The organism is Halomonas sp. BLK-85, from assembly GCF_044792155.1.
In the GTDB taxonomy this organism is placed as follows: domain Bacteria; phylum Pseudomonadota; class Gammaproteobacteria; order Pseudomonadales; family Halomonadaceae; genus Vreelandella.
In genome coordinates, this window is the sequence record NZ_CP087731.1 from 3129602 (window position 1) to 3143268 (window position 13667).

The window sequence follows — 13667 nt, forward strand, 5'->3', positions numbered from 1 at the left end:
ACCGGAAAAGATTTTTACTGTCCCATGATCAGGGTAGCAGTGCGGGTGCTTCAAGGCCGTGGGTTTCAGGCAGACCAAACATCAGATTAAGGTTCTGGATGGCTTGCCCTGAGGCGCCCTTGACCAGGTTATCAATTACCGACAGCACGATGATGGTATTACCCTGACGATGAACTGCCAGGCGACAGGTATTGATGCCTTTGACACTGCGGGTTTCCGGATGGTTGCCCACAGGCATGACATCAACGAAAGGTTCATGGGCATAACGTTGTTCAAAAAGTACCTGGAGGTCCTGAGGGTCGGCGTTCAGCTGCCCGTAGAGAGTCGCGTGGATGCCGCGAATCATTGGGGTCAGATGAGGTACAAAAGTCAGCTTGACGGCCTGGCCATGGATGTCACCCAGACCCTGACGGATTTCCGGTAGATGGCGGTGGCCACCTGCACCGTAGGCTTTCATTGATTCGCTGGCTTCAGCCAGCAGTGAAGGCACCTTGGCGCCGCGGCCTGCACCGGTTACCCCGGATTTACAATCGGCAATCAGCTGTTCAGGGTTGATCAGACCCGCTTCCAAAAGCGGTAAGTAGCCCAGTTGCACGGCGGTGGGATAACAGCCGGGTACTGCAATCAGGCGCGCCTGACGAATGGCATCACGGTGCATTTCAGGCAGCCCGTAAACTGCTTCACCGAGCAACCCTGGTGCGCCATGGGGTTGACCATACCACTGGCTCCACTCATCTGCATCGCGCAGACGAAAATCTGCGGAAAGATCAATCACCCGAGTGCCTTTCTCCAGCAGCTCGCCTGCCAGTGCATGGGCCACGCCATGGGGCGTGGCGAAAAATACCGCATCCATGGCGCCTAGCTGTTCGGCATCGGGTTCGCTGAAAGTTAACCGGTCATAGTGTCCGCGCAGATTCGGGTACATATCCGCGACCTTCACACCGGCTTCAGAACGAGACGTGATAGCTTCGACGCTAACGTCAGGATGTTGCGACAACAACCTGAGAAGTTCCACGCCGGTATAACCGGTTCCACCTACAATGCCCACGTTAATCATCATCTGCTCCTTACTGTTCTGAATCCCGGTCGTCAAGGATTTGTGTTCTCATCATGGAGACTATGATACACAAGAGCATGGATGAGAGAGAGGATAGGCCTGAACATTAGGTCAGGTCGTGTCTTCTGCACCTGACGGATAACGCTATTAACCACAAGGAAAAAGACGCGTGGCACGTTTTTCTCGGTCCAGTTTCAGCCTAGAAAATTTTCGTCGGCAGTTGGCCAATGTTGACGCCTTGCCCCAGCTTTGCGTGCTGGGTCTGTTTTCAGGCGTGATTACGGGTGCCTTGATGGTGGGCTTTAGGTTATTGCTGGAAACCGGGGCGGCGCTCTACATGCCGGACAATAATCCGGAAGCCTTTGAAGCACTGTCACCCGTGTTACGCGCGCTTCTTCCAATGCTGGCGGTAGTCTTGGTAGGCGTCTTTCTTTACCGTCAGAAAGTGGCAGCCCGCAAGCTAGGGGTTAGCCATGTTATCGAACGCCTGACGTATCATCAGGGGCGGTTCCCCTTGCGTAACTGGTTGAATCAATGGTGGGTCGGGGTGGTATCGGTGCTGGGTGGCCTGTCTGCCGGGCGGGAAGGCCCGGCCATTCACCTGGGAGCTGCGGCCTCCAGTGGGCTGGGTCTCAAGCTGCGCCTGCCCAATAACAGCCTGCGGGTGTTGGTGGCCTGTGGCACTGCCGCGGGGATCTCAGCCTCGTTCAACACGCCTATTGCCGGAGTCATCTTTGCCATGGAGGTGGTGATGATGGAATACACTCTGATGAGTTTCATGCCGGTCATTCTGGCGTCCACCATGGGTGCCCTGATAGCACAACTGGTCTACGGAAGTGCACCGGCTTTCAGTATTCCGGAAGTGGCGCTGGGCTCCTTTTTCAACCTTCCCTGGATTGTGATGATGGGGTTGATGATCGGCATTCTGGCGGGAATCTTCACCCGTATTTCACATAACCCCTGGATACAGCAACAACCCCTGTGGCTGCGCCTGGGGGCTGTGGGAGTCTTGACTGGAACATCGGCGTGGTTTTTCCCTGAAGTCCAGGGTATCGGCTATGACAGTGTAGCCGCTGCCCTGGATAACCAGCTGTCTGTATCGGTACTGATTGCCCTGGTGGCCATTAAGTTAGTGCTCACTTCGTTGACCGTTGCCGGCGGTATACCGATTGGTATTATTGGCCCGGTGTTGGTCATCGGTGCGGCCATGGGAACTTTATGTGGCCTGTTCATTGCCTGGTTATGGCCGGACAAAGCGGCTGCTCCGAGCATTTTTGCCATGCTGGGCATGGCAGCGATGATGGGGGCTGTCCTGCAAGCGCCATTGGCTGCCTTGATGGCGCTGCTGGAGCTGACTCATACGCCGAATATCATGCTGCCAGGCATGTTGGCGGTCGTAGTGGCCTGTTTGACTTCACGCCATCTGACGGGCTGCGAAGGATTTTTTATCAGTAGCCTGCGTTATGGTCTGCATCCCTTGCAGCAACCATTGATGCAGGCATTGTCGAGGGTATCGGTACCTGCCGTGATGGAGCGCAGCGTCGTCCGCACCGGGCGGATGATTACTGTTAAAGAAGCCCGCAAGCTGCTGGAAACCAACCCTGTCTGGTTGGTGATTGAACGTTCGAACCAGGAAAAACCCGTGCTGGCACTCAAAGCGGCGGAACTGGCCCGTTGGCTGATGGAGCACGACGCCAGCGAAGCGCCTGCTAATGAAAAACATGACAGGATAGATCTTTTGGAAATTCCGGGGAGACGCCTGGAAATGGCGCCGATCGCCTTGCAAGCAACCCTTTCCGAAGCCTTTATAAGGCTGCAGAATAATTCATTGGGCGCCTTGTATGTTGTCCATGGTTATCGTCCCAGGCAGAGGCGAATTTCAGGTATCATCACCCGAGGGGCCATTGAACGTTATTATCATTATACTGATCCGCGATCGATGGACAGTCATGAGGCCAACAAGCCTTGATCATCTTTTTTATGATAAGTAACAGCCGTTAACCTATTGCCATAAACGCTACCCCACTGAGAAGACCTTAAAGGAGTTACCATGTATTTATGGGCGAAAGCAATTCATCTGATAGCGATGGTGACCTGGTTTGCTGCCTTGTTCTATCTGCCACGGCTGTATGTTTATCATGCCATGGCACGTGATAAAGGCGAGACTACCAGCATGGAAACCTTCAAGGTCATGGAGCGAAAGCTTTACCGTGGCATTATGACGCCTTCCATGATTGTTGTGTTGATCTTCGGTATTCTGATGCTTTACATAAATCCGGCCTGGTTGAGCCAGGGCTGGATGCATACCAAGCTACTCCTGGTGGTCCTTTTGATTGCCTATCATCATGTCTGCCTGATTTACCTGAAACAGTTTGCACAGGATCGCTGCAAGAAAAGCCATGTCTTTTTCCGCTGGTTTAATGAAGCCCCGGTGGTGGCATTGATCATTATCACCATCCTTGCTGTGCTCAAGCCGTACTGATGTCACGCTCCCTTCCTCCTGTGGTACTGGTGTTGGCAGGGCATGATCCCAGTGGCGGCGCTGGCATAGTTGCTGACAGTGAAGCAATCAACGCCAGCGGTGGCTGGGCGCTGACCGTTCCAACGGCATTGACCGTCCAGGATTGTGACAATGTCCAGCAGGTCATGCCGGTCAGTGCTCATTCAGTCCTCGAGATGGTCATGGCTTTGAATACCCTGCCGATAGCGGCCATCAAGCTGGGGCTGATTGCGGATATCCAGGTGCTGGAAGCTGTTGAGCAGGTCCTGCGCCGCTTTCCCGGTCTTCCGGTGGTGGCCGATCCTGTTCTGAAAGCCGGCGGTGGAACCGAGTTATCCACAGCCGGTTTGAGTCAGGCCTATGTGGACAAACTGATGCCGCTGGTCGATGTGCTGACCCCCAACCGAGAAGAGCTGACTCGTCTGACATCCGGCTTGCCCCCATTTGCCAACGATACTGAGCGTGTGGTGTCCCTGATGGAGCAGGGGTGTGGCGCCGTACTGGTAACGGCCACTGACGATCCTTTACAAGGCTGTGACCGGCACAAGGTCGTGCATACCCTGCATACGCCAGACACAACGCGCCAATGGCAGTGGCCGCGCCTGGCAGGGCAATTCCATGGGTCGGGCTGCACCCTTGCTTCCTCATTGGCCGCGCGCCTGGCCGTAGGTGAGCGTTTACTTACTGCGTGCGAACAGGCGCAGCACTTTACCTGGCAAAGCTTGTCTCACGGGTATCATCCTGACTTGGGTCAGGCATTACCTGATCGTTTTTTTAATCCTCTGTTTTTTTGACACGACCCTGTTGAATTAGCGTCCTTGTATCATCCCGATTTGATAACACCTCAGAGATAAAAGGAAGAAGACGCCATGACCACGTCTGCAGAACTGTTTGAACGAGCCAGCCGTCATATTCCCGGCGGTGTTAACTCACCGGTAAGAGCGTTCAAGGGCATGCACCGTCCACCGGTCTTCATGGAGCGTGCCCAGGGCGCCTATCTGTTTGATGTCGAAGGTAGCCGCTATGTTGATTATATCGGCTCCTGGGGACCTATGATTACCGGCCATGCCGATCCGGATGTGCTGGCTGCTGTTCGCTCACGCCTGGATAGCGGCCTGTCTTTTGGTACCCCCACAGAAGCGGAAACCACCATGGCTGACCTGATCTGCGAGATCATTCCCAGCATGGAAATGGTGCGCATGACCAGTTCCGGCACCGAAGCTACCATGTCGGCGATTCGCCTGGCACGGGGTTATACCGGGCGTGACAAGATCGTCAAGTTTGAAGGCAATTACCACGGCCACTCCGATTCGCTGCTGGTCAAGGCCGGCTCCGGAGCGCTTACTCATGGTGAGCCGAGTTCCCCTGGCGTTCCCGCTGCACTGGCAGAGCATACCGTCACGCTTTCCTACAATGACCCGGATGGCGTTGAAGCCTGTTTTGAGGAAATCGGCGACCGCATTGCCTGTATTATCGTCGAGCCGGTGTCCGGCAACATGAACTGCATTCCACCTCAGCCAGGTTTCCTTGAAACCCTGCGCCGGGTCTGCAATGAGCACGGCAGCGTGCTGATTTTCGATGAAGTCATGACCGGTTTCCGTATTGCGCTGGGTGGCGCCCAGGCACGCTATGGCGTCACTCCGGACCTGACCTGCCTGGGCAAGATCGTCGGTGGTGGTATGCCGGTAGGGGCCTTTGGCGGCAAGCGGGAAATAATGGAAAACATTTCACCGCTTGGGCCCATCTACCACGCAGGCACCCTGTCCGGAAACCCACTGGCCATGGCGGCGGGGGTGACCCTGCTTAACAAGCTTCAGGTACCCGGCTTTCATGATGCCTTGACCCAGCGCGTTGATACGCTTTGCCACGGACTCAAGGAGCGCGCTGATGCTGCAGGTGTGCCGATGATCACCCAATCCTCCGGTGGCATGTTCGGGATCTTCTTTACCTCGCAATCCAGGGTGGATAACTTTGCCCAGGCAACCGCCTGCGATCCAGAAGCCTTCAGAAGCTTCTTCACTGCCATGCTGGATCACGGCGTTTATCTGGCCCCTTCCGCCTACGAGGCGGGTTTCATGTCCAGCGCCCACACGGCAGAAGATATCCAGCTGACCCTGGACGCCGCCGAGAAAGCTTTTGCTACCATGTAGTACTGGCCAACAATCACTCATGAAACTGACTCGTATCAAGCCGTTCCAAGGAGCGGCTTTTTCAGTTCATTTTGGAGACCCGTCATGACAGCACCTGCATCAACGCTGGTACTTGCCAGTGGAAACGCTGGTAAACTCAGAGAATTCAATCAGTTACTGTCTCCTCTGGGGTTGGATGTGCGCCCTCAGGCAGATTTTGGCGTGGGTGATGTGCCGGAGACCGGCCTGACGTTTGTAGAAAATGCCTTGATCAAGGCACGTGCTGCCAGCCAGGCCAGCGGTCTGCCAGCTCTGGCAGATGATTCCGGGCTGGAAGTTGATGCGCTTGACGGTGCTCCGGGTATTTATTCCGCGCGTTATGGTGGTGAACCCAAAAGCGACGAACGTAACAATGCCAAGCTGCTTGAAGCGTTAAGCCATTATGCAGAAGGGCAGCGTAGCGGGCGTTACTGGTGTGTGCTGGTTTACTTGCGTCACCCTGAAGACCCTGTTCCCATCATTGTTCAACGCAGCTGGGAAGGCGAGATACTGACGGGGCCACGTGGCGAAGGGGGGTTCGGCTATGACCCACTTTTCTGGTTGCCTGATCAGGGAACCACGGTTGCAGAATTACCGGCTGAAAGGAAAAATCGCTTGAGCCATCGCGGGCGTGCCCTGCAGGCACTGGTAGAGACGTTGCAGGTGGCGCATGGTTGAACAAATGTGCGAGCTTCCGCCGCTGTCGCTCTATATCCACACCCCCTGGTGTGTGCGTAAGTGCCCCTACTGTGATTTCAATTCTCATGAGCCTCACCATGATAAATTACCTGAAGCGGCCTATCTGGAAGCGTTGTTGGAAGATTTCAGGCAGGACCTGCCACTTGCGGCCGGACGCCCGCTGGCAGCAATTTTTATTGGCGGTGGCACGCCAAGCCTGCTATTGCCTGAGTTTTATCAAGAATTGTTAACCGCTATAGACAGTCAGTTACCGTTTGCTGGTGATATTGAAATCACCCTGGAGGCCAACCCCGGAACGACCGAGCAGGAGCGTTTTCACGGTTATCGTAAAGCGGGTATCAATCGGCTTTCGCTGGGTGTGCAGAGTTTTCAGCCTGAACAGCTGGCCGCCCTTGGACGTATCCATAGCGGAGATGAGGCGATAAAGGCGGTTGCTCAGGCACGTGCAGCCGGTTTTGATAATATCAACATTGATCTGATGCACGGGCTGCCTGGGCAGACCGTTGATGGTGCAATGGCAGATCTCAATCAGGCGTTGGCACTGGCGCCCGAGCACCTCTCCTGGTATCAGCTTACCCTGGAACCTAATACCGCTTTTCATTCTGCTCCGCCCGTACTGCCACATGAAGACATCCTCTGGGATATTCAGGACGCGGGGCATGAAGTTCTGGAACAGGCAGGGCTCAAACGTTATGAAATATCCGCCTACTCAACGCCAGGCAAGGCAAGCCGCCATAACCTGAATTACTGGCAGTTTGGTGATTATATGGGCATAGGGGCGGGGGCTCATGGCAAATTCAGCCATATTACCCGAGATGGCCAATGGATAATCGAGCGTCGCTGGAAAACCCGTCAGCCAGATGCCTATATGCAGCGCCGGGGCGATATGCGAGGCTTCCTTGCTGGAAAGCGGGCAATACCTGAACGGGAGCTTCCTCTGGAATTTGCCATGAATGCTCTGCGCCTGAGCGATGGGGTCTCCATGGCGACATGGCAGACACACACCGGGCAGCCTCTTGATGCGCTAACACAGACCCTTGAAAGTGCCAGCAAAAAAGGACTTTTAGAGGAAACGTCGGAAAGGCTTAGAGCATCGCCTCAAGGTCTACTATTCTTGAATGAGTTGCTGGCAGAGATCAGTGACGCATAATTTGCCCTAATCGGGCTGGCTCATGAATACCAGGAGTATGCAATGCGACCCTATCGATTACTGACACCCCTTGCGGCCGTCATCTTCATTGCCGGTTGTGCAACCGATCCTTATGGCGGTAACACTCAGCGTTCCAGCACCACGACCGGCACAGGAATAGGGACCGCGATTGGTGCTGCTGCGGGGGCACTTTCCGGAGATGGCAGCACCAGCCGCCGCGACCGCGCCCTGATTGGTGCTGCCGTTGGCGCTGCCGCCGGGGCGGGCATCGGCGCTTATATGGATCGTCAGGAACAGCAACTACGCCAGAATCTTGAAGGCTCGCGAATTGAAATAGATCGTCGAGGTGATGAAATTGTGCTCAATATGCCCAGCAGCGTCACTTTCGGCTTTGACTCAAGCGATCTTACTTCACAGGCCCGCTCATCTCTTGATGAAGTCTCCAATGTACTGCGTGAGTACACGGATACCCGAGTCAATGTGGCAGGGCATACCGACAGCACCGGAGATGCTGACTATAACCAGCGTCTTTCTGAACGTCGGGCGCAGTCGGTCAGCAATTATCTTAACCAGAATGGTGTATCAGGTAGCCGTTTGAATATCCGCGGCTATGGTGAAACACAGCCAGTGGCCAGCAATGATAGCGAACAGGGGCGTGCTCAGAACCGTCGCGTAGAGATCACCTTGACCCCGACAGAAGGTGCACGTGATTATCAGCAGCCCTGATCTTCTTCACCCTTTCTCCAGGGCAGTTCAACCCGCTATCCATCAGGTATAGCGGGTTTTTTATTATAACCACCCAGTTGATGCCGCATAGGCTGTATCCGCCACTACGTTATCAAAGGACACGTTATGCTTTCCTACCAACATGCCTACCACGCCGGCAATTTCGCCGATGTGCACAAGCATTTGACGCTTTTCGCCGTGGCGGATTATTTATTACGTAAAAAATCAGCGATTACATTCATTGATACTCATGCGGGCAGAGGCCTGTACCCGCTAGACCGACAAGAGACTCAGCGCCTAAAAGAATACCGCTATGGCATCTGGCCGCTCTGGCAAGCCCGCCAGAGGCTTGAAGATTCCTTGCTGGGCGCCTGGCTTAACCAGCTGGAAGCGGCTCAGCCATGTACGAATGCGCTCAGCCATTATCCTGGTTCCCCCTGGTGGTTATCGCGGGCGATACGCCAACAGGATGCGCTGAGCCTGTTTGAACTTCATCCCGGTGAGCATGAGCAGCTTAATACGCAGACACTTCCTGAACAGACTCAGCGAATTTTTGCCGATGGGTTAGCCGGTTTGGCCAAACGGGTGCCGGTTGCCACGCCCAGATTGTGTGTGTTGATCGACCCCAGCTATGAGCGCAAACAGGAATACCAGGAAGTGGCTGAAATGGCGGTTCGGGCCCTGTCCAAGACGCGTCATGCTGTCCTGCTTATCTGGTACCCCTTGCTTCCTTCCGGTGCTCACCAGGCCCTGCTGAATAGTTTGAAGGCCAGCGGTGTACGCAAACTATGGCGTAGCGAGCTCAAACAGCGCGCTCAAGGATCGGATCAATATGGCATGTATGGCAGCGGCATGCTGATTGTAAACCCGCCCTGGGGACTGGATGAGCGCCTGGCCAGTGCCATGGCAGAAATCACGCCGCTACTGGGCGAGCGGAGCCAGTATCACAGCGACTGGCTGGTGGGAGAATGACTTTTTATTTCCCGATGCAGAAACTGCCAAAAATTTCGCCTAACAGGTCATCCGCGCTAAAGTCACCGGTAATTTCGCCCAGCGCCTGTTGAGCGTCGCGCAGGTCTTCGGCCAGGAGTTCTCCGGCGCCATAGCCCTGAAGCTGGGAGTGACCTGCCTGTAAGGCATCATGGGCGCGATCCAGCGCATCCAGATGGCGGCGACGCGCTGAAAAGCGGCCTTCTGTTGTCGTGGCGTAACCCATGATGTCTTTCAGGTGCTGTTTCAGGTTATCCATACCTGTACCGGTCTTCGCCGAAAGGCGTAGGGTCGGATAAACGGTGGACAAATCAATTCCCGAGGCTTCCTGGCTGGTATCGATCTTGTTGCGTACCAGGGTCAGGCGCGAGCGATCTGGCAGACGTTCAACAAATTCCGGCCAGATATCGAAAGGGTCAGTTGCCTGGGTGGTGGACGCATCGACCAGCAGCAGTACACGATCAGCTTCCTCTATTTCTGCCCACGCGCGAGCCACACCAATCTTTTCCACTGCATCCGGCGTGTCGCGCAATCCTGCCGTATCAATAACATGCAGAGGCATACCATCAAGGTGGATATGTTCACGCAATACGTCTCGGGTAGTGCCTGCAATGTCGGTTACGATCGCAGTGTCCTGCTCGGTCAGAGCGTTGAGCAGGCTTGATTTTCCCGCATTGGGACGTCCCGCAATCACCACATTCATACCTTCTCGCATCAAGGCCCCCTGGCCTGCAGCTGCACGAACTTTTTCCAGTTCGGCCATCACTCCCTGAAGCTGGTGGGCTACATGACCATCGGCAAGGAAATCAATTTCTTCCTCAGGAAAGTCGATAGCAGCTTCAACGTAGACACGCAGTTCTATCAGTTGCTGAACAAGGGCATGCACCAGATTGGAAAACTCCCCCTGCAGTGAACGCACCGCATTTTCAGCAGCATGCCTTGAGTTGGCATCAATCAGGTCGGCAATGGCCTCAGCCTGAGCCAGATCCAGCTTGTCGTTCAGGAAGGCGCGTTCAGAGAACTCGCCGGGACGCGCCAGCCTGGCGCCCAACTGCAGGCAGCGTTCCAGCAACATGTCCATGATAACGGGTCCACCGTGCCCCTGTAGTTCCAGCACGTCTTCACCCGTAAAGGAATTCGGCCCGGCAAAATATAAGGCAATGCCTTGATCAATAATGCCCGCCTTGCCGTGGAAAGGGCCATAATGAGCCTGTCGTGGCGTGGGTGGATAGCCGAGTATGTTTCCAGCGATAGCGGTGCTATGTGGGCCTGATAGGCGGATGATACCGACGCCACCGCGTCCAGGCGGTGTCGCCAGGGCGGCAATGGTATCGGGGGTATACAGGGGTGCTGACATGACGCCCTCACAGATGAGTAAGTGTAGTGAGCTTATCCCGCTATAAACGCCAGACCCCCGCACTGGGCGGGGGTCTGGAAGGTATTGACGATACCCATCAGAAACATGGCTTAGCGGGTTTTCTTGCCTTTGCCAATGCTCGGGTCATTCTCAACCTTGCGCGTGATGTAATACTGCTGGGCCACTGAAATGATGTTGTTGACGACCCAGTAGATAACCAGACCCGCCGGGAACCACAGGAAGAAAAACGTGAAGATAATCGGCAGCATCTTCATGATCTTGGCCTGCGTGGGGTCTGGCGGTGTCGGGTTAAGCATCTGCTGCACGAACATTGATGCCCCCATCAGGATCGGCAGGATGAAGAACGGGTCCTTCACCGAGAGGTCCTGAATCCAGAACATGAAGGGAGCATGACGGAGTTCCACCGATTCCAGCAACATCCAGTACAGCGCGATGAAAACCGGCATCTGAATCAGGATAGGAAGGCAACCACCGAGTGGGTTGATCTTCTCTTTCTGATAGAACTTCATCATTTCCTGAGACATCTTCTGGCGGTCATCGCCATACATCTCTTTAAGCCGCTGCATTTCCGGGCCGAGTTTGCGCATCCGGGCCATGGATTTATAGGCTTTCGCAGAGAGCGGGAACAGTACCAACTTGACCAGTACCGTTAATAGAACGATGGACCAGCCCCAGTTACCAACGATGTCATGGATGGTGTCCAACACCACGAAAAGAGGGTTGGCAATAAACCAGAGCCAGCCATAATCCACGGTAAGCTTCAGGTTGGGGGCCACCTGCTCCATATAATCCTGAATCTTGGGACCCATATAGAGGGTTGCACTCAGATTGGCCTCATTTTCAGAGGCAACCTGAAGGGTCGGTCCAGCGAAAGCTGCAACATTGCGCCCACGTGAATCTGTGGTGGCGTAGTAGAGGTTTTGTTGATTCTGGGGGGGTGCCCATGCTGAAACAAAATAGTGCTGGATAATGGCGACCCAGCCCCCTTCAGCTTCCTGGTTGGAAAACTTGTTTTCCTGGATATCACTGAAATCCACTTTCTCGTAACGCGTCTCTGGCGTCGAGAAGGCTGCACCCAGGTAGGAATTCATACCCAGTGCCACGCCACTGGAAGGATCTTCACTGTTATCGCGAGCCAGTTGGCCAATAAAGCGTGCACTTACCGAAGATTCGGTATTGTTGGCGACATAATAGTCAACATCGACGGCGTAGTTACCGCGTTCAAAGGTCAAACGCTTGGTAATGTCAATGCCGTCAACGTCTGCCTGCAGATTCACCACTACCTGATCGTCGTCATCACTCAGCAAGTATTCGTTGCTCTCTGGGGTGAAAACGATTCGGTTGGCCTCGTCGTTGAGCTGTAGGCCGGAGCGTGCGACATAGCTGCGTGTCTCGTTATCCGATAGCAATACATAATTGCGATCGGAATCCAGGCGCAGCTTATGCTGAGGCAAGGCGGCATAGAGGATGTCACCACCGTGCGGGTCGATGCGTACATCAAGCACATCAGTGGCCACCGCAATAAAGTCTCGGCTATCGGTTGTGCTCTCGTCTGCAGACATTCCTTCTTCGATGTCCGCACTCTGAGAAGTACTCGAAGGTACAGTCAAACCGCCGTCGTCGTCCTGTGTGTCAGCTGACGTCGTACCATTGTCACTTCGCTGCACGACGTCGCTGGAGGACGAATTGTCAATCGGTTGACCGTAGTCCTGATTCCATTGCACAACCAGTAAATAAGCCAGTAAGGCTAATGGAATCACGAGAATAAGTCGTTTTACGTCCATGAGGGGTCTGCCCGCTGGGTGGTGAACATGCTAATGGTGCAGTGTTTTTTTACTCGACCTATGACACACAAAAGCCTGCCAAACGGCAGGCCTGGATCGAGCGGCGCTGTATGATCGTCAAGCGTCATGCTGAGTGCTTGTTGGTGATGCCTGTCCTGCGCACTCATACTGTCTCGCTTCACGCTGCAGCCGTTTCCACATGCCATGTAGCTGACGATGTAACGTGTCGTTGTCAAGGTCATGTACGCCGCGCCTTGCCAGAACAACAATGTCAAGCATTGGTAACTGATGTTGGCGTAATCGTACAGATTCTCTGACGAGGCGTTTGAATCGATTGCGCTGTACGGCAAGTTTCACGTTTTTCTTGCTGACTACAAGCCCAAGCCGAGGATGACCGAGCGTGTTCCAACGTGCAAGTGCCATCATGCCTTTGCCATGGACCTTAAGATCAGCGTGTTCGAAAACGTGACTGAAATCCCCAGCATTGAGCAAACGTAGACACCGGGGATAGCCTTGACGGAGCACACGCAATCCGGATTCAGGCGCTCAGACGCTTACGGCCCTTGGCACGGCGGCGCGTGATAATGGCGCGGCCACTTTTGGTTGCCATACGCGCACGGAAGCCATGCGTACGCTTGCGCTTGAGAACGCTAGGTTGAAAGGTGCGTTTCATAACTCGTTATTCCCACGTGGTTTTAGGACGGAACGTCAATTTCAGGAGCCCGGTCAAGTCAGTAACCATCTCGGGTACCGCTAATTCAAGACCGGAAATTGTAGAGCTTTAGATCGCCAGGTGCAATTTTTTTGTCTGGACAATCCTGTAATGGCTCATCGGCCAGTCCGAGGGTGGGCCTTCCAATGCAACGCAAGAAGCACATTATGGGCCAATTGTAATAATTTATTTTTTACCTGATGCTGTTATTAATAGTGGGGATAGAAATTGTGAGTAACTCAAAATAATGATTATTAATCAATACTTTGAAACATTAAAAAAACTGTGGATAAACGGTGCTTAAACGGTAGTTTAGCTGTGGTTCAAGCGTGTATAAATCGCGGCTCTGCCCCCCTATGGGGAGTTTTCCCCAGGCCATTCAAGGGTCTCAAGCCATAAAGACAAAGGGGTTATCCACAGATAAATCCGAGTGGATACTTGTGTGGATAACTTGCTTCTGGGGCGCTACAATATTTGGCCGTTTTCAACCGATGGTGAGTTGA

The 13667-nt window shown here is 54.2% G+C and carries 13 protein-coding genes; 8 read left to right on the forward strand and 5 right to left on the reverse strand.

What is annotated here, in order from left to right; all coding sequences use genetic code 11:
* Positions 1 to 28 precede the first annotated feature (28 nt).
* Positions 29 to 1057 (reverse strand): N-acetyl-gamma-glutamyl-phosphate reductase, encoded by a 1029-nt coding sequence (argC, locus tag LL947_RS14375; protein ID WP_404418055.1) that lies wholly within the window; start codon positions 1055 to 1057, stop codon positions 29 to 31.
* Between the two features lie 169 nt (positions 1058 to 1226).
* Here argC and LL947_RS14380 point away from each other — a divergent pair, with 169 nt between their 5' ends.
* From LL947_RS14380 to LL947_RS14415, 8 genes are all read left to right on the forward strand, one after another.
* Positions 1227 to 3026 carry a chloride channel protein gene (locus tag LL947_RS14380; RefSeq protein WP_404414928.1) on the forward strand — a complete coding sequence of 600 codons (1800 nt, stop codon included), beginning with the start codon at positions 1227 to 1229 and terminating at the stop codon, positions 3024 to 3026.
* 81 nt (positions 3027 to 3107) lie between these two features.
* A complete protein-coding gene (gene hemJ / locus LL947_RS14385) occupies positions 3108 to 3539 on the forward strand; it encodes a protoporphyrinogen oxidase HemJ (protein WP_499833555.1) in 432 nt (143 codons plus the stop codon).
* Positions 3539 to 4351 (forward strand): bifunctional hydroxymethylpyrimidine kinase/phosphomethylpyrimidine kinase, encoded by an 813-nt coding sequence (thiD, locus tag LL947_RS14390; protein ID WP_499833556.1) that lies wholly within the window; start codon positions 3539 to 3541, stop codon positions 4349 to 4351. Before hemJ ends, thiD begins: the two co-directional genes overlap by 1 nt.
* A 75-nt stretch (positions 4352 to 4426) precedes the next feature.
* The gene (hemL, locus tag LL947_RS14395) at positions 4427 to 5707 is read left to right on the forward strand and encodes a glutamate-1-semialdehyde 2,1-aminomutase (protein WP_290822508.1); all 1281 of its coding nucleotides are present in this window, start codon (positions 4427 to 4429) and stop codon (positions 5705 to 5707) included.
* 84 nt (positions 5708 to 5791) lie between these two features.
* Entirely contained in the window at positions 5792 to 6403 is a 612-nt protein-coding gene (gene rdgB / locus LL947_RS14400) for an RdgB/HAM1 family non-canonical purine NTP pyrophosphatase (protein ID WP_499833557.1), read from the forward strand.
* A complete protein-coding gene (gene hemW, locus LL947_RS14405; RefSeq protein ID WP_499833558.1) occupies positions 6396 to 7574 on the forward strand; it encodes a radical SAM family heme chaperone HemW in 1179 nt (392 codons plus the stop codon). Before rdgB ends, hemW begins: the two co-directional genes overlap by 8 nt.
* Positions 7575 to 7616: 42 nt before the next feature.
* Complete coding sequence (locus LL947_RS14410) at positions 7617 to 8300, forward strand: YiaD family glycine zipper/OmpA-like lipoprotein (protein WP_499833559.1); 684 nt, start codon at positions 7617 to 7619, stop codon at positions 8298 to 8300.
* A gap of 126 nt (positions 8301 to 8426) precedes the next feature.
* Positions 8427 to 9272 (forward strand): 23S rRNA (adenine(2030)-N(6))-methyltransferase RlmJ, encoded by an 846-nt coding sequence (locus LL947_RS14415; RefSeq protein ID WP_499833560.1) that lies wholly within the window; start codon positions 8427 to 8429, stop codon positions 9270 to 9272.
* A gap of 4 nt (positions 9273 to 9276) precedes the next feature.
* On the opposite strand, the gene mnmE is transcribed toward LL947_RS14415, so the two are convergent.
* The 4 genes from mnmE to rpmH all read right to left on the reverse strand — a co-directional run bounded on the left by mnmE (position 9277) and on the right by rpmH (position 13125).
* The gene (gene mnmE, locus LL947_RS14420) at positions 9277 to 10647 is read right to left on the reverse strand and encodes a tRNA uridine-5-carboxymethylaminomethyl(34) synthesis GTPase MnmE (RefSeq protein ID WP_499833561.1); all 1371 of its coding nucleotides are present in this window, start codon (positions 10645 to 10647) and stop codon (positions 9277 to 9279) included.
* Between the two features lie 110 nt (positions 10648 to 10757).
* Positions 10758 to 12452, reverse strand: coding sequence for a membrane protein insertase YidC (gene yidC / locus LL947_RS14425; protein WP_499833562.1), 1695 nt, complete (start codon positions 12450 to 12452; stop codon positions 10758 to 10760).
* Positions 12453 to 12569: 117 nt separating this feature from the next.
* The gene (gene rnpA / locus LL947_RS14430) at positions 12570 to 12977 is read right to left on the reverse strand and encodes a ribonuclease P protein component (protein ID WP_290823278.1); all 408 of its coding nucleotides are present in this window, start codon (positions 12975 to 12977) and stop codon (positions 12570 to 12572) included.
* A 13-nt stretch (positions 12978 to 12990) separates the two neighbouring features.
* On the reverse strand, positions 12991 to 13125 hold the full coding sequence (gene rpmH, locus LL947_RS14435; RefSeq protein WP_171702973.1) for a 50S ribosomal protein L34: 135 nt from the start codon (positions 13123 to 13125) through the stop codon (positions 12991 to 12993).
* Positions 13126 to 13667 lie beyond the last annotated feature (542 nt).

What these genes read in the sequence shown, in the direction of transcription:
- argC (WP_404418055.1), bottom strand. Translation starts at nt 1,057, where the DNA reads ATGATTAACGTGGGCATTGTAGGTGGAACCGGTTATACCGGCGTGGAA.
- hemJ (WP_499833555.1), top strand. Translation starts at nt 3,108, where the DNA reads ATGTATTTATGGGCGAAAGCAATTCATCTGATAGCGATGGTGACCTGG.
- thiD (WP_499833556.1), top strand. Translation starts at nt 3,539, where the DNA reads ATGTCACGCTCCCTTCCTCCTGTGGTACTGGTGTTGGCAGGGCATGAT.
- hemL (WP_290822508.1), top strand. Translation starts at nt 4,427, where the DNA reads ATGACCACGTCTGCAGAACTGTTTGAACGAGCCAGCCGTCATATTCCC.
- rdgB (WP_499833557.1), top strand. Translation starts at nt 5,792, where the DNA reads ATGACAGCACCTGCATCAACGCTGGTACTTGCCAGTGGAAACGCTGGT.
- hemW (WP_499833558.1), top strand. Translation starts at nt 6,396, where the DNA reads ATGGTTGAACAAATGTGCGAGCTTCCGCCGCTGTCGCTCTATATCCAC.
- LL947_RS14410 (WP_499833559.1), top strand. Translation starts at nt 7,617, where the DNA reads ATGCGACCCTATCGATTACTGACACCCCTTGCGGCCGTCATCTTCATT.
- LL947_RS14415 (WP_499833560.1), top strand. Translation starts at nt 8,427, where the DNA reads ATGCTTTCCTACCAACATGCCTACCACGCCGGCAATTTCGCCGATGTG.
- mnmE (WP_499833561.1), bottom strand. Translation starts at nt 10,647, where the DNA reads ATGTCAGCACCCCTGTATACCCCCGATACCATTGCCGCCCTGGCGACA.
- yidC (WP_499833562.1), bottom strand. Translation starts at nt 12,452, where the DNA reads ATGGACGTAAAACGACTTATTCTCGTGATTCCATTAGCCTTACTGGCT.
- rpmH (WP_171702973.1), bottom strand. Translation starts at nt 13,125, where the DNA reads ATGAAACGCACCTTTCAACCTAGCGTTCTCAAGCGCAAGCGTACGCAT.